The following is a 1,792-nucleotide window of genomic DNA, read 5'->3' as shown; positions in this document are numbered from 1 at the left end:
CCTACCCCCCCCCCCCCCCCCCCGCCTCCCCCCCCCCCCCCCCCTCCCCCCCCCCCCCCCCCCACCCCCCCCCCCCTCCCCCCCCCCCCCTCCCCCCCCCCCCCCCCCGCGGTCCCCCCTGCCTGGAAAACCCCTGACTGACAACGGAGTCGTCACATGCTGCTCGCCGCGACCGCCGCCGCTCCACCGCCACCACCGCACACCGGCGGACTGCTCACCCTCATCGGAGGCACCGGCGGGCTGCTGACCGTCGCCGCCCTCGGCATCGCGCTCCTCCTCGTCCTGATCATCAAGGTCCGGCTCCAGCCGTTCGTCGCGCTGCTCGCCGTCTCCATAGCCGTCGGCCTCGCCGCCGGCCTCTCCGTCACCGAACTCTTCGGCACGGTCCAGAAGTCCGACGCCGTCTCGCTCATCGAATCCGGCATGGGCGGCACCCTCGGCCATATCGCCATCATCATCGGCCTGGGCACCATGCTCGGCTCCATCCTGGAGGTCTCCGGCGGCGCCGAGGCGCTCAGCTCCCGCCTGCTGGGCCTCTTCGGCGAGAAGCGCGCCCCCCTCGCGATGGGCCTGACCGGCCTCATCTTCGGCATCCCGGTCTTCTTCGACGTCGGCATCTTCGTCCTCGCGCCGATCGTGTACGCGGCGACCAAGCGCAGCGGCAAGTCGATCGTCCTCTTCGCCATGCCGCTCCTGGCGGGCCTGTCCATGACCCACGCGTTCCTGCCGCCGCACCCGGGGCCGGTGGCCGCGGCCGGGCTGCTCCACGTGGACCTGGGCTGGGTCATCCTGATGGGCATCGCCACCGGCGTCCCGGCCGTACTGGCCGGCTGGGCGTTCGCCGCCTGGATCGGCAAGCGCGTCTACGTGCCCGTACCCGCCGACATGGTCGAGGCCGCCGAGGAGGCCAAGGCCGCCGTCCGGGCGGAACAGGGCGCGGCCGGCGGCGAGGGCCGCGGTGAGCAGCCCGTCTCCATGGGCGCGCTCGCCGCGATCATCGGCACCCCGCTGCTCCTCATCCTGCTGGCGACGTTCTCGTCCATCGCCTTCGACCCCAGCACCGGGCGCTCCGTCGTCGAGTTCTTCGGCAACCCCTTCGTCGCCCTGACCATCGCCCTCTTCCTCGCCTACTACCTGCTGGGCATCCGCCGCGGCTGGTCGCGCAAGTCCCTGGAGACCGTCTCCACCGCCTCCCTCAAGCCGATCGGCAACATCCTGCTGGTGGTCGGCGCGGGCGGCGTCTTCGGCGCGGTCCTCAAGGGCAGCGGCGTGGCCCAGGCCCTGGCCGACACCTTCGACAGCGCGGGGCTGCCGGTCATCGTCCTCGCCTGGCTGATCTCCGTGGTCCTGCGCGTCGCCCAGGGCTCGGCCACCGTCGCCATCGTCACCACGGCGGGCATCGTCGCCCCGATGCTCTCCGCGGGCGACTTCTCCCAGGCCCACCTGGCGCTCGTGATCATGGCGATCTCGGCGGGGTCGATCTTCGCCTCGCATGTGAATGACGGCGGGTTCTGGATGGTCTCGAAGTATTTCGGCATCTCCGAGCGCGACACCCTCAAGTCCTGGACGGTCCTGGAGTCGGTGCTGTCGGTGGCCGGTTTCGCCGTTGCGGCCGTGCTCAGCGTCTTCATCTGAGAGCTCTTGTCTGAGAGCCCTTGTCATATCCCTGGCCGGGGCCGGGGGGGGGGGGGGGGGGGGGGGGGGGGGGGGGGGGGGGGGGGGGGGGGGGGGGGGGGGGGGGGGGGGGGGGGGGGGGGGGGGGGGGGGGGGGGGGGGGGGGGGGGGGGGTGGG

Annotated in this window: 1 protein-coding gene; it reads left to right on the top strand. The window is 73.5% G+C overall.

Annotation, left to right across the window (positions count from 1 at the left end; translation table 11 throughout):
• The first annotated feature begins 156 nt into the window (after positions 1–156).
• Positions 157–1,635: a GntP family permease gene (locus tag AC07AB_RS27980; protein WP_478572216.1), complete on the top strand. Its 1,479-nt coding sequence runs from the start codon at positions 157–159 to the stop codon at positions 1,633–1,635.
• Positions 1,636–1,792: the final 157 nt, after the last annotated feature.

This window comes from Streptomyces sp. NPDC044033, assembly GCF_056434425.1.
This window is presented reverse-complemented; position numbering and strand designations above follow the sequence as displayed.

Bases quoted from the DNA above. Each gene is read 5' to 3' on its own strand.
- AC07AB_RS27980 (WP_478572216.1), top strand. From the start codon at position 157: ATGCTGCTCGCCGCGACCGCCGCCGCTCCACCGCCACCACCGCACACC.